Below are 24954 nucleotides of genomic sequence, written 5' to 3' on the forward strand. Positions count from 1 at the left end.
ATTTTTTAGAAGGAGTTGTGTTAGATAAGTGATAAAATCATTTCCTTTTGTGCAGCAACAAGATGAAAAAGATTGTGGTGTTGCTTGCCTTTCGATGATTTTAAAATATTTTAAAACTGATATCCCGATTCATAAATTACGGGACCTATCTGGGACTGATTTAGAGGGTACTTCAGCATTTGGATTGAAAAAGACATTTGAAAAATTGTCTTTTGATTGTATGGCTATTCAAGCAGATAGTGAGATCTGGAAAGAAAGAGATCTTATCTTACCATTAATTGCACATATATTGGTTGATAACAGCTATATGCACTACGTTGTAATTTATAAAACGAAGGGAAACGTACTATGGATTGCAGATCCCGCTAATGGAAAAAATAGAAAAACGATTGAAGCGTTTCAAAAAGAATGGACAGGTATTCTTTTATTACCTATGCCTAGAGAAACTTATATTCCTATTAAAGAAAAAGTAGCTGGATTAAGTTCTTTTTTGCCTATAATTTGGAAACAAAAAGGATTAGTATTCCACATCGTTTTAGCATCGATTTTCATTACGTTTTTTGGCATAGGAAGCTCATATTATTTTCAAGGTATTCTTGATTTTTTCATCCCTAATCAAGCACGTTCAACTTTAAATATAATTTCCATTGGCTTGATCGCTGTCTATTTATTTCGGGTATTGTTTGAATATAGTCGTAGTTATCTTCTTATTATTTTAGGACAGCGAATGAGTATGGCAATTATGCTTCAGTATTTCAAACATGTGTTAACTTTACCAATGAATTTTTTTGCTACGAGAAAATCAGGGGAAATTATTTCTCGTTTTCTTGATGCCAGTAAGATTATTGATGCTTTAGCAAGTGCTACGTTATCAATATTTTTAGATATTGGTATGGTGTTGCTTGTTGGGGTTACGTTAGCTATTCAGAATAGTACGTTGTTTTTAATCACTCTATGCTCTTTGCCTTTTTATGTAGTTGCAATATTCGCTTTCGTGAAAAGCTATGAAAAATCGAACAGGGAAGAAATGGCAGCCGGTGCAGCTGTAAATTCTAGTATCATAGAAAGTCTTAAAGGAATAGAAACAATTAAAGCATATAGCGGTGAAGAGAAAGTATATAACCGTATAGACCATGAATTTGTTAAATTAATGAAAAAATCATTTCGTACGGTTACGCTTGATAATATTCAACAAGGAATTAAACATTTGATTCAATTAATTAGCAGTGCATTAATTTTATGGCTAGGTTCTTATTTTGTTATGGATAATAGAATTAGTCTGGGTCAACTTATCACATACAATGCTTTACTAGTATTTTTCACAGATCCTTTACAAAACATTATTAATTTACAAGTGAAAATGCAAACGGCTCAAGTTGCAAATAATCGTTTAAATGAAATTTTCGCGATTGATTCAGAAAAATCGAACCAGTCTTTTGAATATATGCTTTCTGAACAATTATTTCAACAAGATATCACTGTAAAAAACGTTTCATTCTCGTATAGCATGAAGGCCCCAACGTTGAACGAAATTTCATGTACAATTCCTTCGCACAGTAAAACGGCTATAGTTGGAGTTAGTGGTTCTGGAAAATCAACTCTTGCAAAGTTATTTGTTCGTTTTTATGAAGCATCAGAAGGATCGATCCATTATGGAAACATTAATCACTTAGACATTCCTTTTCAGATATTACGCGATCGAGTCACATATTTGCCTCAAGAGTCATTTTTCTTTAGTGGAACAATCATTGAGAATCTTATATTCGGTTTAGATAGCCCACCAAGTTTCGAACAAATAATAGAAGTTTGTGAGATAGTCCAACTAAATGAATTTATTAATCAACAGCCATTACGTTACGAGACATTGTTGGAAGAAGGTGGAAATAATCTTTCAGGAGGGCAACGACAACGATTAGCCATAGCACGGGCTTTATTAAAAAATCCGGACATATTAATTTTAGATGAAGCAACTAGTGGATTAGATACCTTGTTAGAACATGCAATTATGAATTATCTCCTCAATTTAAAAGAAAAAACGATTATTTTTATTGCGCATCATTTACCAATAGCAAAAGCATGTGATCAAATTTTAGTTCTCCATGAAGGGCATTTGGTAGAAAAAGGAACGCACGATGAACTTCGTTTTGCCGATGGTATCTATCAAAAATTATGGGAAATCTAGGAGAGGGAAACAATTTATGCAGAATAATAATTGGTTCGAACATTCTAGTATCTATACTAAACAACATCATAGTTTCTACCGTTGGGTGTTATACCCTGTAATTCTTTTTTTATGTATTATTGGATTGTTTTTAACCTTTGCTAAAAAAGAGGTTGTTATTCGGACAACGGCTCAATTGAACCCCGAAAAAATAGAGAAGTTACAAGTGCCATTAGAAGCTAAAATAATGGAAAACTTCCTAAAAGAAAATCAATTTGTTCATAAGGACGATGTGTTGGTTAGATTGGATTGTTCTTTAATAGAGAATGAAAAGGCTCAGATAGAACAAGAAAACCAACGTATTACTCAACAAATAAAGATGGCTCAGCTATTTATTGAAAGTATAAGTAAAGGAGAAAATTTATTTTCAACGGATGACAGTTTTGGCTACAGTAATCAATTAAAGAGCATGTTGTCAGAAAAAGAATCACTCCGCTACGCTTTGAAGCAAAGTGAATTAAATGATCAAAAGCAATTAGAAGTATACGAAAAGACAAAAAGACAACTAGAAAAACAAATTGAGAGTTCAGATAGTAAATTACAAGAATGGCAACAAGTACAGGTAGCTTGGAGTAATAATCAATCATTAAAAGATTTTTCAAAAGAAATGATGGCAAACTATGAGAATTGGCAAGAACAACTAAATAATGTTTCTGATGATCAAAAAAATCAAGTGAAACTGACAATTTCAGCAAGCATAAATGAACAAATTGAGCAACTAAAAAAAGAAGTAGAACAGTATCAGTCAGAAAAAGCTAAATTAGTTAAACCAACTACTTCTGAGAATGACAGAATTAGTCAAACGGAAAAAGGAAAGCAAGAGCTAGAACAAGCAATAACAACTGTAAAACAAACAGTTACAGAGCTAAATGAAAAACAAGAGAAGAACCAGTCAGTTCTCAAAAGTTTGGACGATCAACTTTCAAAAGGAATACTAAAAGCTCCTGTATCTGGAACGGTTCATTTAAATGAAGAAACAAAGGGACAAGCAGAACTAGCCAAAGGAACAGTGCTTGCAGAAATTTATCCGATCCACGAAAAATCAAAAATGAAATTTACAGCACTTTTACCTGCGAATGAAAGTAACTATATTAAAGAAGGGATGAAGGTTCATTTTAAATTGGATCAAAAAGGTGGAGCTCCGATTACGATCGACGGAACTTTAGATGAAATTTCAGAAAATTCTACTGCCACTGAGAAAGGTGTTTTTTATGCAGTGAAAGGAACGTTAAAAACAACTCAATCGTTTCCGTTTCGTTATGGATTAACTGGAGAGTTGTCTTTAATTGTAGGAGAAAAAACATATTGGCAACAAATTGTCGATGTGTTTCTAAATAAAAAATAATTATTTTTACTAAGAATATAGGAGGAGTTTATATGAATAAAAGAAGATGGATTGCTGTGGGAGTAGCGTGCGGATTATTGTTACTATCCATTATCGTCGCGCTAATTCCAGGAAAAGATAAAGAGGAAGCATCAAATACAACCCTAACAGGAATAAATAAGATTTTTTACGGATCTAACGAAATCACAGAAGAAACGTTAGAAGAAGGCGCATCAAATAAAAAGATTGTCAAACTATCCGTCAATGGAGTTATTGCAGATACAGGTGAAAGCAATCTTTTTAGTAGGGAACAATATAACCATCAGAATTTTTTAACACAGCTAAAGAAAATTCAAGAAGACAAAGCGGTTAAGGGAGTGTTATTAGAAGTAAATTCACCTGGGGGAGGAATATATGAAAGTGCTGAGATTGCTAAAGAAATGGCAAAAATTAAAAAGCTAGATATTCCTATCTATACTGCATTTAAAAATACAGCGGCAAGTGGAGGTTACTACATTTCTGCTGGATCAGATAAAATATTTGCTACGGAAGAAACAACAACTGGATCAATTGGTGTCATTATTTCTGGTTTAAATTATTCTGGCTTATTAGAAAAACTTGGCGTAACTGATGCGACGTATAAAAATGGTGCATTAAAAGATATGATGTCACCTCAACACAAACCTTCAGAGGAAGAGAATAAAGTTATACAGGAATTTGTGATGAGTGCTTATGATCGTTTTGTCAATGTTGTAGCAAAAGGAAGAAATATGGATACTAATGCAGTGAAAGAACTTGCGGATGGAAGAATTTATGATGGTAACCAAGCAGTAGAAAATGGGTTGGTGGATCAAATTGGTTACTCTGAAGATGCATTAGATTCCCTAAAAAAAGAGAAGAAATTAACTGATGCGACGGTTATAGAATATAAAAATGACACAACTGGCTTTGCTTCTTCTTGGTTAGGTAATAAGATTGCTGAATGGCAAGGGCTAAAGGCAACTACATCAGATCGTGTAATTTCAGTTTTTGAAAAACTTGGATTTTCTGATACTCCAAAACCAATGTATTACTATGGAGGGCTATAAAATGAATAAGAAGAGTGGCATTGAAACTTTGCCTAATTATGTATTTGCGGGATTTTGGTTACGATTTTTTGCTTTTCTTATTGATTTAATTTGTATTAGCATCATCACCCATGCTACTATAGGTCTCTTTTACAAAATCATGGGACTGGAATCTGACAAATCCATTATTACTTTTTATGGTATAGCGTCATTAGCTATTTATTTAACCTATTTTGTACTTTTGACTAAGCTGAATTCAGGACAAACAATTGGGAAAATGATTTTTGGGATAAGAGTAGTGAGCTTTGAGGAAAAAGAGCTAAGTTGGCAAACTATCTTTATTCGTGAGTGTATATGTAGGTTTATATTAAAAAATTTTGTATTTCAAATTGGGTATTTGGTGGCTGCTTTCACACCCAAGAAACAACATATTGGGGATTATTTTTCTAACACGTCAGTGGTTGTTATTCGTTCATTAGAAGCTATTAACTATGGTCAAAAAATTTCTAATTCTAAAACACTTAATCTGGAGAGAATTAAATGAATAAGAGAAAAACAGAGTTTATTTTGATTTTAATTAGTGGAATAACAGGGATTTTATGTAGTCTTTTAGCATTGATGGGTGGTATGTTTCTATCTTCTATTGATTCAACTACTTTAAATACTACAGAACTAACCAGTAAGGATATAGATATGTTAGTCAATCTAAGCGGGAATGTTGTTTTATTTGGAGGAATTACCCTAGTTTTTTCGATAATGATTTTCATAATAGGTTTTTTAGTAAGAAAAAATCAAAAAACAGTGGTCTATGGTATTAGTTTACTCATTTTATCTATTATTCCATTTTTTCTTTTAACATTATTGTGGGTAATTCCTGGAGTTTTAGGTATTATTGCGGGATTGATGCTTCTAATAAGAAAGTCTTAATTAGGCAATGTGTAGACAACGTGAAACGAATTAATCAATTAAAAGCTAAATACGTTTTGAGAAATGATAACTTGTAGTCGATGGAAGACATGTAGATAAAAAAACTACGTGTCTTTTATTTATTCTAATTTTTTCGAAAAAAAGACACTCTCTGATTGTTGTATTAATGGAAAAGGGGAAAGCAGCAAGTAAATTTAGTTTTTCTATTAAATTTTCTCCACTTTTTAACCTTTTATAGTACTTAGATTTAATCCTATATGTTTAGAGAGTTCATTGGCAGCATGATTTTGCAAAGCTTCTCGAATTATTGTTATATTAGAAACTTTACTGTTCATAATTATGCTTCTTTTTTAACTCAAAGTCCAAAAGGCTACAGTGGACTTTGAGTTAAAAATAAAGAGCCCTAGTTATTTTGAAAAATAAAAAAAGAACAGCGTAAATGTTTTCGAAATGCTTTCGCACCAACATTTACCTGTTCCGTGGGTTTGGCACCCAATGGGCCGTGAGGGGCTCGAACCCGCGACCCGCTGATTAAGAGTCAGCTGCTCTACCAACTGAGCTAACGGCCCGTACAAAAAGTACTTAATAATAGTAGCACTAAGAATTTTAAAATGCAAGACTACATTTAAAGAAAATCAGAAAAATCTTTACTTCCTTATAGGAAATCATTCATAGATTATTCACATTTGCTCGCTATTATATAAGCATACCAACAAACAAAGTTCTTGCAAGAGAACAAACCCTAACACTTTTTTCATTTTTTACTCCTTTCCCGCCGTCTCCCCGGCGGGTCTCCTGTTCTTAACGATAAAAGACAAGAAGGCTTAGCCTTCTTGTTTTTTGTTTTCATGAAATCCCGCTAATTAAATCACCTAGTTAAAGAAACTAGATTGAATGTTTATCATAAGTCTGATATCATGTTTATGAAATGAAAAAAGGAGCGGTTATGATGGAAAAAATGCGTCAGCAATTAATGGAGTGGGGGAAGGAACTAGAAACATTCCGTCTGCCTCACTGGGAAGAACTCCCTGACTTAGAACTTTATATGGACCAAGTCAGAACGTTAGTTGATCGTTATCTTTCACCTGTGATACAAGGAGAAAAGCATCCATTGCTTACCTCTTCTATGGTAAACAATTACGTTAAACTAGGTTTGATACCAGCACCAGTTAAAAAAAGATATAACAAAGAACACGTAGCATTTTTACTTGCAATCACTACGTTGAAACAAGTATTGACTATTCCTGAAATCAAAGAAGGGATATTGTTCCAAGGAAAAACAGTAGGAATTCGTGAAGCCTATAATCTATTTTGCGATGAACAAGAAGCAGCTGTGTGGATGGTCAGCCAATTAGCACAAGGTAAATCTCATCCGCAAAAATTCGACCAGGCAACCCCTGTAGAATATATTGCTGTAAGAGCGGCAACTTTATCGTTTGCAATGAAACTTCTTGCGGAAAAAACGATTGTTCTAGAAACCGAATATTTAAAAGAGGAGAAAACAAATGAAAAACAATAAAATCGCAATTTTAGTAGATTCAGGTACGGATGTGCCAGAAGAATTGATAAAAAAATACGAGATGTATATGATCCCATTGAAAATTATTTATAAAGATCAGGTATATACAGATAAAATTGACATTACCCCTGAAGAGATCTATCAACGTTTGCCAGAGGAAATCCCTGGTACATCTTTGCCGGATGGTGAGTCGATCACAGAAATCTTTGAGCAAATCAAAAAAGACGGTTATGAAAAGGTACTTGCGGTAACAATTTCCAGTGGATTGAGCGGGACATATAATGTGGTTCGTTTAATTGCACAACAGCAAGAAGAATTGGAAGCATATGTACTAGATACGAAAAATATTGGTATTGGTGCAGGTTTTTCTGCGATCCAAGCAGCAAAATGGCTGGAAGAAGGAGTAGAATGGGATCAACTGATCAGTAATCTGAATGAGTTAGTCGAAAGAACAAAAGTTTTCTTTAATGTTGCGACATTGGAATATCTTCAAAAAGGTGGACGGATCGGTTTAGTTTCTTCTATTGTAGGAACCGCTTTAAAACTTAACCCAATCATCTCATGTAATGAAGAAGGGATTTATTACACAGTAGGAAAAGCTAGGGGACGTAAAAAAAGTTTGGATAAAACGGTTGCTTACGTCAAAGAAAAAATCGGTAATGCAAAGGTCTTCAACTTAGCTGTTGCCCATGGGGATGCGAAAGAAGAAGCAATTGAAATGGAAGCGAGACTTAAAAGAGAGTTCCCACAAGCAAACCAAATCTACTTTGGCCAGATTTCTCCGGCATTAGTAGTCCACACTGGTCCGGGATTATTGGGTGTCGGTATACAAGTTTTAGAAGGATAAATCAAAAAAAGGAAACACTGAGGTGAAAATCAGTGTTTTCCTTTTTTATTGAAGTTAGAACAAAAAATAATATAGTATTTTGCACTTTCATTTTAATTTTCTCTTTTGTTTTATAGGCAAAGATGAAACAAAAGCAGAAATACGGTATAATGAGAAGGTATGACAATAATATATAAGAGGTGGCTCTTTATGAAAAAAGTTTTAGTTGTCGATGATGAGAAGCCGATTTCGGATATCGTCAAATTCAATTTAGCCAAAGAAGGCTATGATGTTTATACTGCATATGATGGGGAAGAAGCCTTGGAAAAAGTTGCTGAGGTAGAACCTGATTTGATTTTACTTGATTTGATGCTACCTAAAATGGACGGCTTAGAAGTTGCTCGTGAGGTACGCAAAACTTATGATATGCCGATCATTATGGTAACAGCCAAAGATTCTGAAATTGATAAAGTCCTAGGCTTAGAGTTAGGCGCCGATGATTACGTGACCAAGCCATTTTCCAACCGAGAATTAGTTGCACGTGTCAAAGCAAATCTTCGTCGCGGTGCCACGGCTGCGAAGGAACCAGAAGAGGCAGCACCTGCGGAATTGACGATTGGTGATTTGACGATCCATCCAGAAGCTTACATGGTGACGAAACGAGGAGAAACAATCGAGTTAACACATCGTGAATTCGAACTACTCTTTTACTTGGCGAAGCACCTTGGACAAGTGATGACAAGAGAACATTTATTACAAACGGTTTGGGGTTATGATTATTTTGGAGATGTACGAACAGTGGATGTAACTGTACGTCGTTTGCGTGAAAAGATCGAAGATAATCCAAGCCATCCAAATTATTTAGTGACACGTCGTGGTGTCGGTTACTATTTGCGTAACCCAGAACAGGAGTAATTGGATGAAAAGAAAAGTCCGCTTTTTTCGATCAGTCAATTTTAAGATCGCTATTACCTTTATTCTGATTTTATTGATCTCGATCGAAATTATTGGTGCCTACTTTATACGTGGTTTAGAACGTTCCACGATCAATACATTTATTAAAGATATGAATCAAACGGTGGAATCATTAGCAACAACAATCAGCCCGGAATTGAATCGAAAAGATAATGTAGATGATGAAGAGGTAAATGCGAATATCAAAAGATTTATTGAAAACAGTGCGACTAGCGATATCATCGAAATACGGGTCATTGACGAAAAAGGGATCATCCGAGGAACAACCGACGTCAATGAACAAAGCGCTGTGGGAAAGAAAAATGATTATGTTGATATCAATGATTTCACGACTAAACGTTATGTTGCTTTAGATAACGACGATAAACGGGTGAATATCAATGTTCAACCGATCCTGTCCCCGACCGGCGATGCCGTTATCGGGGCTCTTTACGTCAAAAGTAATATCGAACAAAAATATTCGGAAATCAATAACACAGCAGTCATTTTCTTTACTGCCTCACTAATTGCGGCATTTATTTCAATGATCGTATCTGTTTTAGTTGCTCGTTCGATTACACAGCCGATCGGTGAAATGAGAGAACAAGCCATTCGAATCGCTAGAGGAGACTACAGTCGGAAAGTCAAAGTGCATGGACAAGATGAACTTGGACAGCTGGCTGATACCTTCAATCAGTTAGCTGAACGTATTGAAGAAGCTCAAGATACAATGGAAGCTGAACGCAATCGTTTGGATAGCGTGCTATCCCATATGACAGACGGCGTCATTGCGACAGATCGCAGGGGTAAAGTCATTACGATCAATGATATGGCTGTTTCCTTGCTAGATATCAAAAACGAGGAAGCAATCGGACAATCGATTTTGACACTTTTAGATATCGAAGAAGAATATACGTTGCGGAAATTATTAGAAGATCCAAACGAAATGGTACTTGACCGTTCAACCAGTACATTGGAAAGTGATCAGATGATCTTGCGAGTAGACTTTTCTATGATCCGTCGCGAATCAGGTTTTATCAGCGGATTAGTAGCTGTCTTGCATGATGTGACAGAACAAGAAAAAACAGAACGGGAACGTCGTGAATTCGTCTCTAATGTTTCCCATGAACTTCGTACACCGTTGACAAGTATGCGTAGTTATATCGAAGCATTGAGCGAAGGTGCGTGGAAAGACGAGGAAGTAGCACCAAATTTTTTGAAGGTAACGCTAGATGAAACAGACCGAATGATTCGAATGATCAATGATCTCTTAAATCTATCTCGCATGGATACAGGTAATACCCAGCTTCAATTAGAATATGTCAATTTCAACGAGTTAGTGAATTTTGTTCTTGACCGGTTTGATATGATGGTGGGAAATCAGGAAAAAAATTATAAGATCCGTCGTGAATTTACGCAAAGAGATCTTTGGGTCGAAGTAGATACAGATAAAATCATCCAAGTAGTCGATAATATCATGAATAACGCGATCAAGTATTCACCAGATGGGGGAACGATTACTTGTCGCTTATTAGAAACGCATAATAACGTGATTTTAAGTATCACCGATCAAGGATTGGGGATTCCTAAAAAAGATCTGAACCGAGTGTTCGAGCGGTTCTATCGAGTAGATAAAGCACGTGCAAGAGCACAAGGTGGGACAGGACTTGGATTAGCTATTTCTAGAGAAGTGATTAAGGCGCATCGAGGCGCTATTTGGGCAGAGAGCAAGGAAGGAAAAGGGTCGACTTTTTATATCTCGCTGCCATATGAACCTTATGAGGAGGAATGGTGGGAATGAGAATCTCTGAAAAAGTCGTTCGTATAGGACTCATTTTGATGGTTGCGTTAAGCATATACTTCTCTTATGCAATCTGGCTGAGCCCAGCAGGAAAAAGTTCAATCAACGTAGATGAGACAAACACTCAAATGATCGAGTCTCAAAGCAATCGAAAAACTTCCGAAGTCTTTCTTCCGCTTCATGTTACATGGCACCATTCGGGAACGATCCAAGAAACCAATAGTGAAAATCTCGTGTACCGATTGCAATTGATCATCGATAAAGCAAGATTTGGAAAGCTTTCTGAAGTAGTTTCAGGAGACAAACCACAGTTTGAACAAGTGAAAAATCTGAACTCTGGTTTTGAGTTGGCCTATAATGCGCCTTTTTTGCTAAGAGAATACAAGGAAGCATTTGATTTAGATTTAGATGTGTCGAACTTGGCAAAAGAAAGCGAAAATATGTATTTTACTAGAATACAATTCGATCAAGGAAATAAAAAAATCCGATTTTTGAATTATTCGAACCATCTCGTATATGAAGCGAATATTTCGTTGAATTGGACAGATATCAATAAAGAATTAACAGCAAAAGACACAAAATGGACAGAAATGACAACAGAACCATCGACGATCGACACGCAATATGCTACGAAACATTCGATCAAACTGAAAAAGTATAGTTATATCCTGTCACAGCAACCCTATACACTTTTTAGAAATGCTTTTTTCCAGAAACCAGATAGCGTGAAGAATAATGATGAAAGCAATGAATTGATTTTTTACGGTGGGAATGAAACAATGTCTATCCATTCGGAAACGCAAGTAGTTGATTTTCGTGGAGAGCTGCCAGAGAAAAAAGAAAATGCTAGTGTATTTTCTGAAAGTTTCCCCTATATCAGCAAATTAGGCAGTTCTTTAGGGAACCTCAGATATTTTGACCGCAGTGACAATACGATCGATTATCGGATATTCGTGGAAGGCTTCCCGGTTTTTGGGACAGACAGCAGAGGACAGATTGGTGTGGAAGTTGGCGGTGAAACGAATGGTTCTGTGCAAGTGAATATCCAAACCAGTTTGAATACGATTCAAGTGCCGATACCTTCAGACGAAGAAGTAGAACTTGCAAGTACGAATGAAATCATCCAGCAGTTAAAAGCTAAGGGAGCAGATAGTAACAAGATTGTTTCAGTGATCGTTGGATATACATGGCAAAATGTCAAAGAAACGAATCGTGTCGTTGATCTCTTACCTGAATGGTATGTGAAATATAAAGATAACTGGTATTCAGCTAACGACCTTCTGGAAAAATTACCTGGATTGGAGGCGAATTAATTGGATTTCAAAAAAATCGAGTGGATATTTTTCGTCGCTTTTTTAGGGTTGAATGTGTTTTTATTCAGCAGTTATCATGACGCGGTATACCAAGAAAACAATGTCATTCGCTCTAATCAGACTGAATCAATCCAACAACGTCTGGCTAGCGACGATATCACTTACACGGGGAAGATTTCGTCTGAGAACAAGCAAGGCTATTATCTTAGCGCGGAGCAGACCAATCTTAGCACTTCATTAGCGAATTATCGCAAGGCTGGTAAAAGCGGCTTGCTGGCAAGTGGTGTGTTTTTAGACGGTGATGTTTTGACGAAATCTTTATCCAGTTCAGATGCTGAAAAGAACGTGATCGATCCAGATAAAATTAGTAGTTCCTTGGAAGATTTTTTATCTAACAAAGACAATATTTTATTCGGTAATGATTATGTGTACACGAAAAACTTTTCTCATTTAGAAGAAGAACCACTAGAAATCCAAGCAAGCCAAGAGTATGAAGGCATCCCATTCAATGATGATACAGCAAAAATCGTTCTTTCTTTAGAAAAAAACGATAATGATTATAGCATCACGAAATACATGCAGACGCATTTATCTGATATCGAGCAGCTGCGCGAAAAGACGGAACTGTATACGGAAGAGGAAGCAATCAATACATTGTACATCAATAACAAAATACCAAGAGGATCAAAAATTTTATGGCGTCAGCTAGCTTATTCCTGTATTCTGAAAGTCCGGGAAAAAAATGTGTATGTTCCTGTTTGGCATGTAGCGATCGAAACAAGCGATAAAGTGGTCCAAATCGAGAGCGTCAACGCTTTCAGCAATACGATCGTGACAAACAATACTGTACCAAAAGTGGAAGATCAATAAAAAAGCGAGTATAATGAAAAAAGTTTACAAAGTAAGAAGGGAAGTAGGAGTCAAATGGCTGAAGAAAAACCAGCTTTTAAAATCAGTATCCTAGCAAGTGGAAGTTCGGGTAATTCACTTTATATCGAAAGTGAAAAAAAACGGCTTTTGGTCGATGCAGGACTTAGCGGTAAAAAAATCACTTCCTTGATGGCTCAAATTGATCGGACACCGGACCAATTAGATGGAATACTTGTGACGCATGAACATCGAGATCATATACATGGCGTGGGTGTCTTGGCTCGTAAGTATCATTTGGATGTTTTTGCCAATCAGCAGACTTGGGAAGCGATGGAACCACTGATTGGAAATGTACCAGTGGAACAAAAACATCTATTTGAGATGGGGAAAGTCAGAACATTCGGCGATATCGATATTGAGAGTTTCGGCGTCTCCCATGACGCAGCGGCTCCGCAATTTTATCGTTTCCATAAAGAAAATCGGTCATTCGTCATGTTGACGGACACCGGATATTGCAGTGATTATATGCGAGGTGTCATTGAAAATGCCGATGGTTATTTGATGGAAAGTAATCATGATCTTGAGATGTTACGCATGGGACCTTATCCGTGGAATTTAAAACAGCGTATTTTAGGAGATAGAGGACATCTTTCCAACGAAGACGGTGCACTTGTCATGACTGATGTGATCGGTAATCGGACCAAACGAATCTATCTTGGCCATCTTAGCAAGGAAAACAATATGAAAGAACTTGCTCATTTAACAATGGAAAATGTTTTGAAAGAAAAAGATTTTGGCGTTGGACATGATTTTGAAATCTATGATACAGATCCAGATGAAGCAACTGAGCTATTTTCGATTTAAACAGTTCAATCAATAAAAATATAAAAAGCAGAAGATAAAATCAATCAGGGTTGGTTTTATCTTCTATTTTTATTTTTTTAGCATATTAAAAAAAAAACCGTATTATCGACTGACTACACTGATGTGCTGCTTTTCATGTTTCTCATCCAGTATCTCATCTACTAATACAATCGCGTAATCTGCCATGCTGATCGTACTGTCGCCAGCAGCGTTTCTTTGTAAATAATCATCACTTAACAAATAAGTACCTGTACGTTTGCCATGTGGATCAAATAAAGAAGCTGGACTGATATAAGTCCAATGTAGATTTTTAGATTGTTTCAATTTTAACAATCCTTCGTACATATTGAAAGCTGTTGGATAGAAGGGTGCATTTTTAGGTACTTGGTCAATCATACGAGTCGTCTTTTCTGTATCTAAGAATAACGAAGAGGCACCCCCAACGACAATTAAGCGTGTATCGGTTCCTTCAAGCATCTCAATCAAATGGGACAAAGAAGTTTGATGCATTTCTTCTTTTCCTTTGGGAGCGTTGAAAGCATCAACGACAACATCAAAAGATGCAAGATCAGTAGTTGTCAACTCAAATAAATCCTTTTGTATAAACGGAACATCTGATGGCAATTTTTCTGGATGACGCACGATTGCCGTCACGTCTAAATCTCTGGACAATGCTTCGTCTAAAATAAATGAACCTGCATGACCAGTAGCTCCAATGAGTGCAATTTTCATAAAAAACCTCCTTTTTTATTCCTGTCCATTGTAAGCAGTTGCTGAATATTCGTCAAAGAATCCGATTTTTGAAAAGCTCAGTGCGCATTCCTTTCATGGTTCGTGATCATTGGGTATAGTTAAATTAAGAAAACTGATTGATAAAAATAGAAGTTGAAGGAGATAAGAAATGAAAGAGTGGTTAGATCGTGCCTTTTTACCAATGATAACATCTGTTGTGAATCTTAGACCCTTAACTGCTTTGCGTAATGGAATGACTTACACGATCCCAATAATTATTGTTGGCTCGCTGTTTTTCTTATTTGCTCATTTTCCTGTGGATTACATCGCTCAGTGGATAGACAAAGCAGGATTTTCTATGTATTTTACACAAGTATACCAGGCTACATTTGATGTGATAGCCTTTTGGATCGTTTTTGCCATTGCATACGCTTATGCAAAAGAAGAAGATATCGATCGCTTACCAGTCGGCATAACAGCCTTATCTGCTTATCTACTGCTTATTCAGCCACTAAATACTCAGATAGATACTGTCTGGACAGGTGCTGAAGGGATACTAGGAGCAGTTACAACTGGGCTCATCATCGGATGGGGCTATGCACGTTTAGTAAGACTTGCGAAAGGGTGGAAGCAAAGAGAGAAGATACCTGAAAATGTTTGGCAGTCTTTTACTTCATTGATTCCAATCATTGTTATAGTCACTTTTACGCTTATCGGTTCAGCGGTTTTTCAACAGTTGTTCAGAATGACTGTTGTTCAAGGAATATGGACATATGTCCAGCTTCCCATTCAATCGTTCATAGACACGTTGTTTGGTGTGCTTTTATTAGGTTTTTTTGTTCCGTTTTTATGGTTATTTGGTCTTCATGGATCTGCGATGGTCAATGGGTTGGTTAGTCCCATCTTGCAAGCGAATTCATTAGCAAATGCAGAAATCTTAGCCTCAGGACAAGAGTTGACGGTGGCAAATGGCGGACATATCGTTACTCAGCAATTTCTCGATCAGTTCATGACGGTTACGGGTGCTGGGTTGACGTTAGGGGCTGTATTTTTTATGACGGTTTTTGCGAAATCGAAGAAATACAGAGAATTAGGAAATATTGCTCTTTTACCAGCCTTTTTCAACATCAATGAATCGATTATTTTTTCCACACCGATCGTGATGAACCCGATGATGGCTGTTCCTTTTATTTTCGCACCGGTCGTTTCAGGATTGATTACCTATTCCGCTTTATATTTTGGATTCGTTCCTTTATTTACAGCAGTCCAAGTCCCTTGGACAACACCGCCGATCCTCTCGGGTTTTTTAGTAGGCGGAGTGCCTGCAGCGATTTTACAAGGTATCGTGTTGTCAATTAGTTTTTTCATTTATTTCCCATTTTTGAAAAAAATAGATTCTGCAAACTGCAAAAAGGAAAGACAGACAAAAAATGATGGAGCAGCAGAAAAGATGAACGACTAAAAAACAAAAATACTCCTGTCGCTTTAAATTGGGAAAATCACCAATCTAGGATGACAGGAGTATTTATAGTCATGTTTATACTAGCCCTTTTTGGACAGCTAATTGAACAAGAACAACTAATGTGTTCATTCCTACGTGTGTGATCATCGATGTCCAGATCCGACCAGTTGCTTTGTACTCTAGGCTGAAGAAGAAACCTAGGAAAAAGTAGATTAGCAGATGACCATCATTATGAGCAAACGCAAACAGCAAAGAGCTGATCACTGCTCCGACCCAAAAATTTGAATATCGACTGATGATCCCCAGTATACTGCGGCGGAATACGAACTCTTCCATGATGGGTCCAGCAACAGTTGTCGCCAAAATAAAAGCGGGTGCTTCCATGATCATCTGGATGATATTTTGTGTATTCTCGGAAGGGGTTGCTTCGCCAAACAATACAGATTCTAACATGACAGCGATGCTTTGCAGAATCAATGCGACAAAGATTCCAACCAATCCATAAATAACAATCTTTGGAGCAGAAGCTTTTTTTACCGCTGATTCGATCGCTAAGGGTTCACGTTGCTTAAAATAAAAAATAGCTAGGACAACGGCGCCTAGTATATACATGACTGCAGTTGCTGTGATCAATTCAGACGTAGATTTTACAAGTCCTATCGAAGCTAGGATCAAGGGTGAGATAAAAATTAAACCATAGCAAAAAATGCTGAGGAAGCTATATTTTTTTAAAGACATGTAATTCCTCCTTTTAAGGGATAACAAGCATGCAAGGCAAGCTTATATCGATTGATTTCAATTATATCATAATTTCAATAAGCAGCTGTCAGAATAAAATTTCTTTTCTTTGATTTAAAAGCTTGCAAAAAAGAGGGAGAATGAGTATTATTAAAAATGTAGGTTAGCACTCGAAGGTTAAGAGTGCTAACAGATTAAAAAAAGAGTTATCGGAGGGATTTATCGTGTTAAAACCATTAGGTGATCGCGTCATTATCGAAGTCGCAAAAGAAGAAGAAAAAACTGTCGGAGGAATCGTTTTAGCTTCTGCTGCTAAAGAGAAACCCCAAACTGGGACAGTTGTTGCAGTCGGTGAAGGCCGTTTGTTAGAAAACGGTGAAAAAGTTCCTGCCGCTGTAAAAGCAGGCGACCAAGTTATGTTCGAAAAATACGCCGGTACAGAAGTAAAATACGAAGGAAAAGAATATCTGATCGTCGCAGGAAAAGATATCATGGCGATTGTTGAGTAAATTTTGAAGATAAAAAATAATCAAAAATAATCAAAAATAATCAAAAATAATCAATGAGGTGAATCAATCATGGCAAAAGAATTGAAATTTGCAGAAGACGCACGCGCAGCTATGTTACGCGGGGTAGATAAATTAGCAGATACAGTGAAAGTAACATTAGGACCTAAAGGCCGAAATGTCGTACTAGAAAAATCTTACGGCTCTCCATTGATCACAAATGATGGTGTGACGATCGCAAAAGAAATCGAATTAGAAGATCATTTTGAAAACATGGGTGCAAAACTTGTATCAGAAGTAGCATCAAAAACAAATGATATTGCAGGAGACGGTACAACGACAGCAACTGTTCTGACACAAGCAATCGTTCGCGAAGGTTTAAAAAACGTAACTGCAGGTGCTAATCCTCTAGGCATTCGTCGCGGGATCGAATTGGCAACAAAAGCAGCAGTCGAAGAATTGCATAATATCTCAACTGTTGTTGATTCAAAAGAAGCCATTGCACAAGTAGCAGCTGTTTCTTCGGGTTCTGATAAAGTTGGACATTTGATTGCTGATGCAATGGAAAAAGTTGGAAACGACGGAGTCATCACAATCGAAGAATCAAAAGGGATCGAAACAGAACTAGATGTTGTAGAAGGTATGCAGTTTGATCGTGGTTACTTATCACAATATATGGTAACAGATAACGACAAAATGGAAGCTGTTCTAGAAAACCCATATATCTTGATCACAGACAAAAAAATCTCTAACATCCAAGATATTCTGCCATTGTTAGAACAAATCTTGCAACAATCACGTCCATTGTTGATTATTGCTGACGATGTAGATGGTGAAGCATTGCCAACTCTTGTATTGAACAAAATCCGTGGAACATTCAACGTAGTAGCTGTAAAAGCTCCTGGTTTCGGCGATCGTCGTAAAGCAATGCTTGAAGATATCGCTATTTTGACAGGTGGTACAGTAATTACTGACGATCTAGGTTTAGAATTGAAAGATGCAACAATCGAAAACTTAGGAAATGCTTCTAAAGTTGTTGTAGATAAAGACAATACAACGATCGTAGAAGGTTCTGGAGAAAAAGAAGCAATCGAAGCTCGTGTGCAATTGATCAAAAACCAAATTGCTGAAACAACTTCTGATTTTGACCGCGAAAAATTACAAGAACGCTTAGCTAAATTAGCAGGTGGTGTAGCTGTTGTTAAAGTTGGTGCAGCTACTGAAACAGAATTGAAAGAATTAAAATTACGCATTGAAGATGCATTGAATGCTACACGTGCCGCAGTAGAAGAAGGAATGGTCTCAGGTGGTGGTACAGCTCTAGTGAACGTTATCAGCAAAGTTTCTGCTGTAGAAGCAGAAGGAGACGTGGCAACAGGTATCAAGATCGTTGTTCGTGCTTTAGAAGAACCAATTCGTCAAATCGCTGAAAACGCTGGTTATGAAGGATCAGTGATTGTTGATAAATTGAAGAACGTGGAACTAGGCACTGGTTTCAATGCTGCTACTGGAGAATGGGTAAACATGGTTGAAGCAGGTATCGTAGACCCAACTAAAGTAACACGTTCTGCCTTGCAAAATGCCGCTTCCGTTTCTGCCTTGTTATTAACGACAGAAGCAGTCGTTGCAGATAAACCAGAACCAGCAGCGCCAGCAGCTCCTGCAATGGATCCATCAATGATGGGCGGTATGATGTAAGAAAAAGCAACTTGCTTATCTACAACTGATCATTAGTGAAAGACAGATAAAAAGAGGCTGGAACAGAAGCGTTTAACTCCAAGAAATAAGAAGAAATTCACGAAAATTGCTTTTCAAATTTTTGTGAATTTCAGCTTATTTCCGAAGGAGTTGCTTCTGCTTCCGCCGTTTATACGTGTTTAGAGCGTGAGACAAAAGTGTTCTTTACTTTTGCCCCACGCTCTTTTTTGTGTGTAATTATAATGAAAATAGTTATTTTTAATAGTTATAATATTTTATAGTTATTTATTTTATCTATTAAAACTAAATATCCATTCACTAATAATAAAGATATATTTACAGTATCATTATAATGTATTCAATTTAAAATAAGAGACTTTGGTAATAATGAAAGAGGAATAAAACTTTTCTTTGGCAAAACAAACTCCTTGCTATGAGACGCGTTTCATACACTATACTCAAAGTATCAAAAGGAGGGCTTGCAATGAATACTTATGTAGAGATAACAGATGGCACAACGAACAATTATTTTTATGCGTTTGTCGAGTTCAAGGGATCCGTATTAACGTTGTACAGTTTTCAAGGGTTGAATAGGAATATAGTAAAAGAAATACCAATGAATGAAATCGAAACTTTGTCAAAAGATATATATTGGGGCGGGCAGCGGATTAGTTTTTCGCATGAAGGAAAAATGTATCAGTTTTTTGAATGCGGTCCAGCTGTGGTAGACTATTTACAAGAAAATCTTTTTGTATAGGTGGCGAAGCAGCAGTGGCAAACATTCGAGATATCGCAAAGCTCACAGGTTATTCAGTTTCTACTATTTCACGTGTAATCAATGGACATCCATATGTAGATGAGGAAAAAAGGAAAGAAATACTTGCGGTCATGAAAGAAGTCGATTATATCCCTAATGCAAATGCCAGACAGTTAAGTTATGGAAAAACGAAAAGCATTGGAGTGATTCTGCCTTATACCAATCATCCGTATTTTGATCAGTTGATCAGTGGGATCATTGAAGCAGCGTTTGATTATGATTACAAAGTGACACTTTTACCGACGGGCTATCAGAAAGAAAAAGAGCGAAGGTATCTTGAAGAATTTGCAGCTAAAGCTTTCGATGGATTGATCATTACGTCTCGTGCCAATACATTAGATGATTTATTGGCATATCAAAAATATGGACCTCTAGTTTTTTGTGAAGAAATCAAGGGAAAACAGGCAAGTTGTGTCTTTATTGATCGAGAACAATCAATTACAGAAGGTCTTACTTATTTGAAGCAGCAAGGTATAAAGCAATTGGGCATCACGTTGGGGCGAAGTGGCAGGCTAAGTTATAACTCAAAAATCACTTTGCAGCTATGTCATCGACTTTTTCCATCTTTTGATGAATCACTTGTTTTTTGGGATTGTATAGATGCAGAGAAAGGAAAACAAGCAGGCTTCTTTTTTAAAGAGCTTGGAGTTGATGGTGTCTTTACAAATTCGGATATGGTTGCAGCAGGCATCTTGCAAAGCTATCTGCAAGATAAGACACCAGTGGTGATTGGACGCGATAATTTGCTGATCAGCGAGCTTCTTGGTTTCCCAACCATCGACCACCATCTGGAAGCTTGTGGAGAAATGGCATTTCAATTGTTTCTTACAGAAAAAAAGGATAAAGTGAAAATACCTTATACGTTTATTCAACGATGAATATATTTAAAGTAGGATGAAAAAACTTGTGAAAGAATGGAGCAGACACCAAAAGTTAGCATAAAAATCTAACTTGGGTGTCTGCTGTTTTGTTATTAGGTCATTTTACGTGTACTTTTTTGTTGGATCATGTAAAAGATTACGCCTTTTTTTGGATAATTTCATTTAAAGCTTTTGCTGCACCATGACCACTTCGCTCGTCATAATATGCAGTGAACCGTTCATCGGCTTCGTACATCATTCCTAGTCCTTTATGCGCTTTTGGCTGATATTCAGGCCAGCTGTAAGATAACCACTTCTTATGAGCTTGGAAGATACGGTCTGCTAAGCTTTCATCTTCTGGTTCTTTTAAGTAAAGAGTGAGATCAAATAACATCTGCTTTTCAACAGTTTGCATTTCTTCATACGTTTCTTTATCCATATTCATCCATTTTTCATTGGATGCTGTAACCTTTTTTTTTCCGTATTTTTGTCGAATCTCTTGTCCATAGGATTCTTCATTTTCTTTCAACTTTTGTTGTTTAAACCCTTCAAATTTTTCTTTGTCACTCATTTTTCTTCCTCCTTCGTACATATCAAGTGTCTGTTGGACAGTTGTCAAGAGGGTATCGATTTGTGCCCGTTTTTCCAGCAACATTTGCTGATACTTGATTAAAGCTTTCTGGTGGTCAAAAGATGGATTGTCTAAGACCTCTTGGATATCATCCAACTTGAATGCCATTGTTCGATAAAATAAGATGTGTTGCAGACGATCGACTTCTTTTTTGCCATAAATCCGATAACCTGAAGAATTGATCCTAGCTGGTTTTAGCAGTCCAATCTCATCATAAAAGCGCAAGGTTCTCGGACTGACTCCTGATATCTCTGACATTTTCTTTATTGTGTACTCCATTATTTTTCCTCCTGACAAATGTAAGCATAATCCTTTACGTAACGAGAAGGTCAAGAAAAAATTGTATTTTTTTCTCATGAAATTATGTTATACTATTAAGTGATAAAAGGTAAATCCTTTTGTCTTTAAAGGTTCAATTGTAACCGATTCCTTAATGCTAGGAAAGATGGTAACATAACTTAAGATTGGATCTAAATCGACTATATAGAAAAGAGGAATGAGATGAAGCTAATCGAAACACCTGTGAATAGTAATTTAAATATTAAGACATTTTATCCTAAAGTAGTGGAATTCTTTTTTGGGAATACGGCTATTAATTATTACAAATTATTTTCGTTAGATCGAACACAACTGCTATTGGTAGACACATATGATAAAAAGCAAGTCGTGATGATCAATACGAAGAAAAAAATCACAAGGCAAGAAATCGACTATGCGATTCATCACGTTTTAAAAATGACACGAGAAGATGTCAAAGTCCATGTAGGAGTGAAACAGGAGCTAGAACGTGCCGGAATACAATTCAAACGTCCAAATAAAGATATTGTAGTGATAGAACAAAAAAATACGAAGATTTCTATTTAATAACGACTAATAATCATCTTTATGGTAACCTGCTCCATATCTAACGTATACAATAAAAAACAAGGCGAGACTGATTGATGTCTCGCCATTTTTGTTTCCATTCTATTGACAGCTGCTTTCTTACTTTTGTTTTTTAAAAAAAACGTGTGATATTTTTTCCGCGAGTTTTTTTCAACGCAAGGTATATCTTGTCATAATTCGCCTTTCCAAAAAAATTCAATACATAATAAGTTATATCCGTTTCTTTGGGGATAAGAAGCAAAAAAGGAAAGATGTATTATTTGCTTCAAAAACTTTTGCCATTGATTATGTTGTAGAGACATTTGGTTATATTCGTTCAATCATCGGTATCTTAACGGCTACGATTGTAGTAGGAAAAGCTACTTATTTTATCAAGTAAGAAAAATAGAAAACGCTAATTTCTTCGTGTCTCGGATACATTGAATAAAATAAGTATTCTTTCTCGTTTAGGTTAAATACCAATAAGAAAGGATAGTTTTAGCAGATGGAGTTCATTTTTAGCAAGAAATATCCGTAAAACATGTGCTTTTTCAGAAAAAATGGAAGATTTCTTTTCCTATTAATTTTTTTTGTTATAATGGGTAGGAAATGAAAACTTGCCAAGAGGAGTAATACAAGATGAATAATACTTACCCAGACGACAGTTTGACGCTGCATACGGATCTATATCAAATCAATATGATGCAGACATACTGGGAATTAGGTCGAGCTGATTTACATGCTGTTTTTGAATGTTACTTTCGAGAAATGCCTTTTAACCACGGATACGCGGTTTTTGCAGGATTGGAACGGTTAGTCAATTATTTAGAGAATCTGACGTTCAATGATTCCGATATTGCTTACTTGCGTGGATTAGAAGTCTATCCTGAAGGTTTTTTGGAGTATTTACAAAATTTTGAATTTAAAGCAACAGTTCGTTCTGCTCGTGAAGGAGAACTAGTTTTTGCAAATGAACCATTGATCCAAGTGGAAGGGCCTTTAGCGCACTGCCAATTAGTAGAAACAGCACTGTTGAATATGGTCAATTTCCAAACGTTGATCGCGACAAAAGCAGCTCGTATCAAATCTGTCATCGGAGAAGATCCACTATTGGAATTTGGAACTAGACGGGCACAAGAACTGGATGCAGCAGTCTGGGGAACTAGAGCGGCATATATCGGCGGAGCAGATGCAACAAGCAATGTACGTGCTGGGAAGATATTTGGGATACCAGCTAGCGGGACCCATGCTCATTCGTTAGTCCAATCTTATGGAAATGATTATGAAGCATTTATGGCCTACGCTAAAACCCATAAAGACTGCGTGTTCTTAGTCGACACTTATGATACGTTGAAATCAGGTGTGCCAAGTGCGATTCGCGTGGCGAAAGAATTAGGTGACAAAATCAACTTCCAAGGCGTACGCATCGACAGTGGAGATATGGCCTATATATCTAAGCGTGTTCGGGAACAATTAGATGCAGCCGGATTTACGGAAGCAAAAATCTATGCTTCGAATGACTTGGATGAAGCAACGATTTTGAATTTAAAGATGCAAAAAGCTAAAATTGATGTATGGGGTGTTGGGACAAAATTGATCACAGCCTATGATCAGCCAGCCCTTGGTGCAGTATTCAAGCTAGTATCGATCGAAGATGATAAAGGAAACATGATGGATACGATCAAGTTATCAAGCAATGCAGAAAAAGTAACTACTCCAGGGAAAAAACAAGTGTGGCGCATCACTCGAAATTTTGATGGGAAATCTGAAGGAGACTACGTTACATTATGGGATGAAGACCCTCGAGAAGAAGAAGCTATCTTCATGTTCCATCCAGTGCATACGTTTATCAATAAAACTGTTCGAGACTTTACAGCTCGCCCAGTTTTACAAGATATCTTTATCGAAGGAAAAAGAGTTTACGAATTACCTGCACTAAACGAAATCAAAGAATATACAAAAGAAAATCTAGATTCACTATGGGAAGAGTATAAACGAGACTTGAATCCGCAAAAATACCCAGTCGATCTGTCTACTGAATGCTGGAACCATAAAATGGCTATCATGGAACGAATGAAAAAAAGCGTAGCAGAACTTCATACAGAAGCATAGGAGGAGAATAAATGAGCCTGCAGACAGAAATTATCAATGAATTAGGTGTCAAACCAACAATTGATCCAAAAGAAGAAATACGCAAAAGTATTGACTTTATGAAAGCATATTTGAAAAAATATCCGTTTCTTAAAACTTTTGTACTAGGTATCAGCGGCGGCCAAGATTCTACTTTAGCAGGCCGTTTGGCGCAACTAACGATGGAAGAAATGCGTGAAGAAACAAAAGATGAAAACTATCAATTTATCGCTGTTCGTCTTCCTTATGGTGAACAAGCAGATGAAGAAGATGCAAAAGCTGCTCTTGACTTTATCCAGCCCGATGTTAGTCTGCGAGTAAATATCAAACCAGCTGTTGATGCACAAGTACAAGTATTAAGCGAAGCAGGTGTGGAAATCAGCGATTTTAACAAAGGAAATATCAAAGCACGTCAACGTATGATTACGCAATATGCCATAGCTGGAGAAAGAGCAGGAGCCGTATTAGGGACAGATCATGCTGCAGAAAACATTACTGGATTCTTCACGAAATTTGGTGATGGTGGAGCCGACATTTTGCCATTATTCCGTTTGGACAAACGACAAGGGAAACAATTGCTTCAAGCATTGAATGCACCGGAAAAATTATACACAAAAATTCCGACTGCAGATCTTGAAGATGGGAAACCAATGATTGCAGATGAAGTCGCACTAGGTGTCACATATAATGAAATTGATGATTATCTAGAAGGAAAAGAAGTTCCCGCTCAAGCACAAGAAAAAATCGAAGCATGGTGGAACAAGACACAACATAAACGACATTTGCCAATTTCCGTTTTGGATGATTTCTGGAAATAACAATAAAGCAAA

General features: G+C 36.7%; 23 protein-coding genes and 1 tRNA gene. 20 read left to right on the forward strand and 4 right to left on the reverse strand.

The features are described 5' to 3' along the window. The first annotated feature begins 28 nt into the window (after positions 1 to 28). From OS139_RS07050 to OS139_RS07070, 5 genes are read left to right on the forward strand one after another with little or no spacing between them, the layout of a single operon-like run. Complete coding sequence (locus OS139_RS07050; protein ID WP_002307140.1) at positions 29 to 2182, forward strand: peptide cleavage/export ABC transporter; 2154 nt, start codon at positions 29 to 31, stop codon at positions 2180 to 2182. Further along, complete coding sequence (locus OS139_RS07055; RefSeq protein ID WP_016628395.1) at positions 2151 to 3566, forward strand: HlyD family secretion protein; 1416 nt, start codon at positions 2151 to 2153, stop codon at positions 3564 to 3566. Before OS139_RS07050 ends, OS139_RS07055 begins: the two co-directional genes overlap by 32 nt. A gap of 32 nt (positions 3567 to 3598) precedes the next feature. After that, the gene (sppA, locus tag OS139_RS07060; protein WP_002332188.1) at positions 3599 to 4633 is read left to right on the forward strand and encodes a signal peptide peptidase SppA; all 1035 of its coding nucleotides are present in this window, start codon (positions 3599 to 3601) and stop codon (positions 4631 to 4633) included. Between the two features lies 1 nt (position 4634). Continuing rightward, the gene (locus OS139_RS07065; RefSeq protein WP_002294608.1) at positions 4635 to 5156 is read left to right on the forward strand and encodes an RDD family protein; all 522 of its coding nucleotides are present in this window, start codon (positions 4635 to 4637) and stop codon (positions 5154 to 5156) included. Then, positions 5153 to 5539, forward strand: a complete 387-nt coding sequence (locus OS139_RS07070; protein ID WP_002294609.1) for a DUF4064 domain-containing protein — start codon at positions 5153 to 5155, stop codon at positions 5537 to 5539. Before OS139_RS07065 ends, OS139_RS07070 begins: the two co-directional genes overlap by 4 nt. A gap of 496 nt (positions 5540 to 6035) precedes the next feature. On the opposite strand, the gene OS139_RS07075 is transcribed toward OS139_RS07070, so the two are convergent. Beyond that, positions 6036 to 6108, reverse strand: a tRNA-Lys gene (locus OS139_RS07075). Between the two features lie 380 nt (positions 6109 to 6488). On the opposite strand from OS139_RS07075, the gene OS139_RS07080 reads away from it, so the two are divergent. The 7 genes from OS139_RS07080 (at position 6489) to OS139_RS07110 (ending at position 13686) form a co-directional block, all read left to right on the forward strand. After that, a complete protein-coding gene (locus tag OS139_RS07080) occupies positions 6489 to 7058 on the forward strand; it encodes a DUF1836 domain-containing protein (protein WP_002322652.1) in 570 nt (189 codons plus the stop codon). After that, positions 7045 to 7905 (forward strand): DegV family protein, encoded by an 861-nt coding sequence (locus OS139_RS07085; RefSeq protein ID WP_002307150.1) that lies wholly within the window; start codon positions 7045 to 7047, stop codon positions 7903 to 7905. The genes OS139_RS07080 and OS139_RS07085 overlap by 14 nt, the downstream gene beginning before the upstream one ends. Positions 7906 to 8094: 189 nt before the next feature. After that, positions 8095 to 8799 carry a response regulator YycF gene (gene yycF / locus OS139_RS07090; RefSeq protein WP_002288850.1) on the forward strand — a complete coding sequence of 235 codons (705 nt, stop codon included), beginning with the start codon at positions 8095 to 8097 and terminating at the stop codon, positions 8797 to 8799. A gap of 4 nt (positions 8800 to 8803) precedes the next feature. Beyond that, positions 8804 to 10639, forward strand: coding sequence for a cell wall metabolism sensor histidine kinase WalK (gene walK, locus OS139_RS07095; protein WP_002332187.1), 1836 nt, complete (start codon positions 8804 to 8806; stop codon positions 10637 to 10639). After that, entirely contained in the window at positions 10636 to 11952 is a 1317-nt protein-coding gene (locus OS139_RS07100; RefSeq protein WP_002332186.1) for a YycH family regulatory protein, read from the forward strand. Before walK ends, OS139_RS07100 begins: the two co-directional genes overlap by 4 nt. Further along, positions 11953 to 12822: a two-component system regulatory protein YycI gene (locus tag OS139_RS07105; protein ID WP_002288853.1), complete on the forward strand. Its 870-nt coding sequence runs from the start codon at positions 11953 to 11955 to the stop codon at positions 12820 to 12822. Positions 12823 to 12876: 54 nt separating this feature from the next. Continuing rightward, complete coding sequence (locus OS139_RS07110; RefSeq protein ID WP_002288854.1) at positions 12877 to 13686, forward strand: MBL fold metallo-hydrolase; 810 nt, start codon at positions 12877 to 12879, stop codon at positions 13684 to 13686. Between the two features lie 102 nt (positions 13687 to 13788). Here the strand turns inward: OS139_RS07110 and OS139_RS07115 are convergent, their stop codons facing one another. Further along, positions 13789 to 14418, reverse strand: a complete 630-nt coding sequence (locus OS139_RS07115; protein WP_002332185.1) for an NAD(P)-dependent oxidoreductase — start codon at positions 14416 to 14418, stop codon at positions 13789 to 13791. Between the two features lie 169 nt (positions 14419 to 14587). Between OS139_RS07115 and OS139_RS07120 the strand changes: the two genes are divergently transcribed. Further along, positions 14588 to 15880 (forward strand): PTS sugar transporter subunit IIC, encoded by a 1293-nt coding sequence (locus OS139_RS07120; RefSeq protein ID WP_002318506.1) that lies wholly within the window; start codon positions 14588 to 14590, stop codon positions 15878 to 15880. Between the two features lie 75 nt (positions 15881 to 15955). On the opposite strand, the gene OS139_RS07125 is transcribed toward OS139_RS07120, so the two are convergent. Next, entirely contained in the window at positions 15956 to 16618 is a 663-nt protein-coding gene (locus OS139_RS07125) for a CPBP family intramembrane glutamic endopeptidase (protein ID WP_002299792.1), read from the reverse strand. Positions 16619 to 16842: 224 nt separating this feature from the next. Here OS139_RS07125 and groES point away from each other — a divergent pair, with 224 nt between their 5' ends. From groES to OS139_RS07145, 4 genes are all read left to right on the forward strand, one after another. Next, positions 16843 to 17127, forward strand: a complete 285-nt coding sequence (gene groES, locus OS139_RS07130) for a co-chaperone GroES (protein WP_002288862.1) — start codon at positions 16843 to 16845, stop codon at positions 17125 to 17127. Between the two features lie 69 nt (positions 17128 to 17196). After that, a complete protein-coding gene (gene groL, locus OS139_RS07135; RefSeq protein WP_002290607.1) occupies positions 17197 to 18822 on the forward strand; it encodes a chaperonin GroEL in 1626 nt (541 codons plus the stop codon). Positions 18823 to 19306: 484 nt separating this feature from the next. Beyond that, on the forward strand, positions 19307 to 19579 hold the full coding sequence (locus tag OS139_RS07140) for a hypothetical protein (protein WP_002332184.1): 273 nt from the start codon (positions 19307 to 19309) through the stop codon (positions 19577 to 19579). Positions 19580 to 19593: 14 nt separating this feature from the next. Continuing rightward, entirely contained in the window at positions 19594 to 20517 is a 924-nt protein-coding gene (locus OS139_RS07145; RefSeq protein ID WP_002297681.1) for a LacI family DNA-binding transcriptional regulator, read from the forward strand. A gap of 139 nt (positions 20518 to 20656) precedes the next feature. Here the strand turns inward: OS139_RS07145 and OS139_RS07150 are convergent, their stop codons facing one another. Beyond that, complete coding sequence (locus OS139_RS07150; RefSeq protein WP_002332183.1) at positions 20657 to 21409, reverse strand: MerR family transcriptional regulator; 753 nt, start codon at positions 21407 to 21409, stop codon at positions 20657 to 20659. A 222-nt stretch (positions 21410 to 21631) separates the two neighbouring features. Between OS139_RS07150 and OS139_RS07155 the strand changes: the two genes are divergently transcribed. The 3 genes from OS139_RS07155 to nadE all read left to right on the forward strand — a co-directional run bounded on the left by OS139_RS07155 (position 21632) and on the right by nadE (position 24942). Further along, complete coding sequence (locus OS139_RS07155; RefSeq protein WP_002297684.1) at positions 21632 to 21994, forward strand: DUF1827 family protein; 363 nt, start codon at positions 21632 to 21634, stop codon at positions 21992 to 21994. 639 nt (positions 21995 to 22633) lie between these two features. Continuing rightward, complete coding sequence (locus OS139_RS07160) at positions 22634 to 24106, forward strand: nicotinate phosphoribosyltransferase (protein WP_002332182.1); 1473 nt, start codon at positions 22634 to 22636, stop codon at positions 24104 to 24106. 11 nt (positions 24107 to 24117) lie between these two features. Next, on the forward strand, positions 24118 to 24942 hold the full coding sequence (gene nadE, locus OS139_RS07165) for an ammonia-dependent NAD(+) synthetase (protein ID WP_002332181.1): 825 nt from the start codon (positions 24118 to 24120) through the stop codon (positions 24940 to 24942). Positions 24943 to 24954 lie beyond the last annotated feature (12 nt).

The organism is Enterococcus sp. E4-223 (genome assembly GCF_035727065.1).
Lineage (GTDB): Bacteria > Bacillota > Bacilli > Lactobacillales > Enterococcaceae > Enterococcus_B > Enterococcus_B faecium.

Bases quoted from the DNA above. Each gene is read 5' to 3' on its own strand.
- walK (WP_002332187.1), top strand. From the start codon at position 8,804: ATGAAAAGAAAAGTCCGCTTTTTTCGATCAGTCAATTTTAAGATCGCT.
- sppA (WP_002332188.1), top strand. From the start codon at position 3,599: ATGAATAAAAGAAGATGGATTGCTGTGGGAGTAGCGTGCGGATTATTG.
- OS139_RS07080 (WP_002322652.1), top strand. From the start codon at position 6,489: ATGGAAAAAATGCGTCAGCAATTAATGGAGTGGGGGAAGGAACTAGAA.
- OS139_RS07100 (WP_002332186.1), top strand. From the start codon at position 10,636: ATGAGAATCTCTGAAAAAGTCGTTCGTATAGGACTCATTTTGATGGTT.
- OS139_RS07155 (WP_002297684.1), top strand. From the start codon at position 21,632: ATGAAGCTAATCGAAACACCTGTGAATAGTAATTTAAATATTAAGACA.
- OS139_RS07065 (WP_002294608.1), top strand. From the start codon at position 4,635: ATGAATAAGAAGAGTGGCATTGAAACTTTGCCTAATTATGTATTTGCG.
- OS139_RS07085 (WP_002307150.1), top strand. From the start codon at position 7,045: ATGAAAAACAATAAAATCGCAATTTTAGTAGATTCAGGTACGGATGTG.
- nadE (WP_002332181.1), top strand. From the start codon at position 24,118: ATGAGCCTGCAGACAGAAATTATCAATGAATTAGGTGTCAAACCAACA.
- OS139_RS07140 (WP_002332184.1), top strand. From the start codon at position 19,307: ATGAATACTTATGTAGAGATAACAGATGGCACAACGAACAATTATTTT.
- yycF (WP_002288850.1), top strand. From the start codon at position 8,095: ATGAAAAAAGTTTTAGTTGTCGATGATGAGAAGCCGATTTCGGATATC.
- OS139_RS07110 (WP_002288854.1), top strand. From the start codon at position 12,877: ATGGCTGAAGAAAAACCAGCTTTTAAAATCAGTATCCTAGCAAGTGGA.
- OS139_RS07120 (WP_002318506.1), top strand. From the start codon at position 14,588: ATGAAAGAGTGGTTAGATCGTGCCTTTTTACCAATGATAACATCTGTT.
- OS139_RS07055 (WP_016628395.1), top strand. From the start codon at position 2,151: ATGGTATCTATCAAAAATTATGGGAAATCTAGGAGAGGGAAACAATTT.
- OS139_RS07150 (WP_002332183.1), bottom strand. From the start codon at position 21,409: ATGGAGTACACAATAAAGAAAATGTCAGAGATATCAGGAGTCAGTCCG.
- OS139_RS07115 (WP_002332185.1), bottom strand. From the start codon at position 14,418: ATGAAAATTGCACTCATTGGAGCTACTGGTCATGCAGGTTCATTTATT.
- OS139_RS07160 (WP_002332182.1), top strand. From the start codon at position 22,634: ATGAATAATACTTACCCAGACGACAGTTTGACGCTGCATACGGATCTA.
- OS139_RS07070 (WP_002294609.1), top strand. From the start codon at position 5,153: ATGAATAAGAGAAAAACAGAGTTTATTTTGATTTTAATTAGTGGAATA.
- groL (WP_002290607.1), top strand. From the start codon at position 17,197: ATGGCAAAAGAATTGAAATTTGCAGAAGACGCACGCGCAGCTATGTTA.
- OS139_RS07125 (WP_002299792.1), bottom strand. From the start codon at position 16,618: ATGTCTTTAAAAAAATATAGCTTCCTCAGCATTTTTTGCTATGGTTTA.